The sequence below is a fragment of the Planomonospora algeriensis genome (assembly GCF_977012225.1).
The window spans coordinates 1-2919 of the sequence record NZ_CDRNDK010000636.1 but is presented as its reverse complement, the minus strand read 5'-3'; the positions used below and the strand labels follow the sequence as shown (position 1 = coordinate 2919).

General features: G+C 74.1%; 3 protein-coding genes. 1 reads left to right on the top strand and 2 read right to left on the bottom strand.

Annotated elements, in window-relative coordinates; translation table 11 throughout:
• Positions 1 to 138: 138 nt before the first annotated feature.
• Both ACWJ6R_RS33740 and ACWJ6R_RS33735 read right to left on the bottom strand, forming a co-directional pair.
• Positions 139 to 1098 carry a glycosyltransferase gene (locus ACWJ6R_RS33740; RefSeq protein ID WP_449066103.1) on the bottom strand — a complete coding sequence of 320 codons (960 nt, stop codon included), beginning with the start codon at positions 1096 to 1098 and terminating at the stop codon, positions 139 to 141.
• Positions 1095 to 1682 (bottom strand): D-glycero-alpha-D-manno-heptose-1,7-bisphosphate 7-phosphatase, encoded by a 588-nt coding sequence (locus ACWJ6R_RS33735; RefSeq protein ID WP_449066102.1) that lies wholly within the window; start codon positions 1680 to 1682, stop codon positions 1095 to 1097. Before ACWJ6R_RS33735 ends, ACWJ6R_RS33740 begins: the two co-directional genes overlap by 4 nt.
• A 257-nt stretch (positions 1683 to 1939) precedes the next feature.
• On the opposite strand from ACWJ6R_RS33735, the gene ACWJ6R_RS33730 reads away from it, so the two are divergent.
• A partial coding sequence (locus tag ACWJ6R_RS33730; RefSeq protein WP_449066101.1) for a carbamoyltransferase N-terminal domain-containing protein occupies positions 1940 to 2919 on the top strand: 980 nt, incomplete at its 3' end.

Genomic DNA, 2919 nt, shown 5'->3' with positions numbered 1-2919 from the left:
CGGGTCCCGGCCGGCGGGCGCGCAACCCGCCGACGCCGCTCCCGCCGCCAGCGCCACCGCGGCCACCAGGACGACTCTCGTTCTCATCGCCGTCCCCTGCCCCGGCGATCACGGAAGTCACCAGGAGAGGCCACGGGATCAACCTCCGGCCGCCTCGCCGAGCAGGCGGTCCCAGTCGGCCAGGAAGCGGGGCAGGCCGTAGCGGGCCAGCGCGGCGGCCCGGGCGTGCTTGCCGACCTGCCGGGCCAGCTCCGGCTCTCCGGTGAAGGCCTCCAGCGCGGCGGCGAGCACGGAGATCCGGGTGGAGACCACGCCCGCCTCCGGCGGGACCGCCTCCACCGCCTCGGTGGCGGCCAGCGCCACGACCGGCATCCCGATCATCATGGCCTCGATCAGCGAGAGCCCCAGCGAGGTCCACCGGTAGGGGTGCAGGTAGACCCGGCGCCGGGCGAGCTCGGCGTGCATCGCCGCCTGCGGCAGGTCCTCGAAGGCGCCCAGCGGGATCCCCAGGTGCCCGGCCAGCCCGGTGACCTGCATGCCGAACACGTCCAGCGGCGCCTCCTCGGCGAACCGCGGCAGCAGGTCGGTGCCCGCCACCCGGGTGCGCCGGACCGGCTCGTTGACGACGACGGCGGCCCGGGGCAGCTCACCGGTGTAGAGGGGGCCGGGGTCGAGGACGCCGTGCTCGATCACCCGGACGGGGGCCCGGCCGTTGTCCCAGAACAGCGCGTTGAAGTGGGTCACGTGGACCAGCGGGACGTCGTCGCGGCCGGCCAGCGGGTGCCGGGTGACCGGGACCTCGCCCTTGGGCGTGTTGTGCTCGACGTAGACGGCGGGCACGTCCCGCCCCGGCCGCCGGCCCAGCCACCGCTCGGCCAGCTCGATCTCGTGCGGCCGCTGCAGGACGACCAGATCCACCTCCTCCCCGCGCAGCAGGTCCGCGGGCACCTCCCGCACGGCCTCCGGCCAGGGGAAGGTCCGCGCCCGGCCGCGCCCGTCGGGGCCCCGGCCGGGGGTGAGGGGGACCAGGTAGTCGTGGGCCCCGTGGACGAAGGACGTGGTCCACGAGCCGTGCACGTGCCAGAGCAGGATCCTCACGACGGCACCCCCCGGGCGGGGACGGGCGCGGCGGAGCGCGTACGGCCTCGCGGCGTCGCGTCCGCGCGGTCTCCCACGCGGTTCCCCGCGCGGTTCCCCGTACCGTCCGGAACGGCGGAGCCGAGCGCCAGCGACCGCGGCGGCGAGGTCCGGGCGACCTCGGGGGCGGCGGCGACCTCCTCGGGCAGCGTCACCTCCGTCGGGACCAGGATGCCGCGCGCCCCGGCGGCGCGGGCCGCCTCGACGTCCCGGCCGATGTCCCCGATCACCACGCACTCCCGGGGATCGGCGCCGAGCTCCTCCGCCGCGCGCAGGACCAGCCCGGGAGCGGGCTTGCGGCAGCCGCAGCCGTCGGCGTCGCCGTGCGGGCACACCGCCCACACGTCGAACGGGCCGAGCAGCTCCTCGACGCGGGTGTTGACCGCGGCCAGCTCCTCCGCGCCGACCAGCCCCCTGGCCACCCCCGACTGGTTGGTGACCACGCCGACCCGGACGCCCGCGCCGCGGAGCCGGTCGAGCACCTCCCGGGCGCCGGGGACCGGTTCGACCAGCTCGGGCCGGCGGTTGTACGGAACGTCTTTCACGAGTGTGCCGTCACGGTCGAAAAGAATGGCGGCTGGTCGTTCGTCGTGCGGCACTTCATTCCTCCCGAATACTTTGTTCCTTGCTTTTCCCTACTTCCCGTTTGCGTGGAGGTTAACCGAGAAAAAACTACTTAGAGTGACAATGTGCTGGTTGCAAGCCATCTAGCTGCACTTCTATCGGGGTGCGGTGTTTGAGAAGCGCTCCTCTCGGTAGTGACTAGGTGTCTGCGGGAGGCGAATGCATGAAATTCCTTGGATTGAATGCGATCTTTCACGACCCGGCGGCGGCGCTGGTCGTCGACGGCGAAGTGGTGGCCGCGGCGGAGGAGGAGCGGTTCAGCCGCCGCAAGCACGGCAAGCGCCCGGTGCCCTTCTCGGCCTGGGAGCTGCCCGAGCAGGCGGCGGCCTGGTGCCTGGCACAGGCCGGGCTGGAACCCGAGGACCTCGACGGGGTCGCCTACTCCTACGATCCCGCGCTGGTGCGGCCCGGCCAGCGGGGCCTCGACGAACGCTGGGAGGACCTGCGCACCACCTACGCCCACCGGGCCCCGAACTTCCTGGCCACCGCGCTGCCCGGCCTCGACCCGGCGCAGGTCCGCTACGTGCCCCACCACGTCGCGCACGCCGCCTCGGCCGGACTGGCCGCGCCGTACCGCGACTCGGCCGTCCTGGTCTGCGACGGGCGCGGCGAGGCGGTCTCGCACCTGGCCGGGCGCTACGCCGACGGCGAGCTGACCGTCCTGGCCGCCCAGGAACTCCCGCACTCGCTCGGCCTCATGTACGAGGAGGTCACCGAGCACCTGGGCTTCATGCGCTCCAGCGACGAGTACAAGGTCATGGCCATGGCCTCCTACGGCGAGCCGCGCTTCCTGGGCGAACTGCGCGAGCTGATCCGCGCCACCGGCGACGGCGGGTTCCGCGTCGAACCGGTCGACTGGGCCGGCTACGCCAAGCGGCTCGGCCGGGGCGAGCCGTGGTCGGAGGACCACGCCGACCTCGCCGCCAGCGTGCAGAGGCGGCTGGAGGAGGTCCTGCTCGACCTCACCCGCTGGCTGCACGAGCGCACTGGCGAACGGCGGCTGACCATGGCCGGGGGCGTGGCGCTCAACTGCGTCGCCAACACGCGCCTGCTCGCCGAGGGCCCCTTCGACGAGCTCTGGGTCCAGCCCGCCGCGGGTGACGCGGACACCGCGCTCGGCGGGGGCGCTGCACCTGGCGCAGGCGGCCGGGGAGCCGG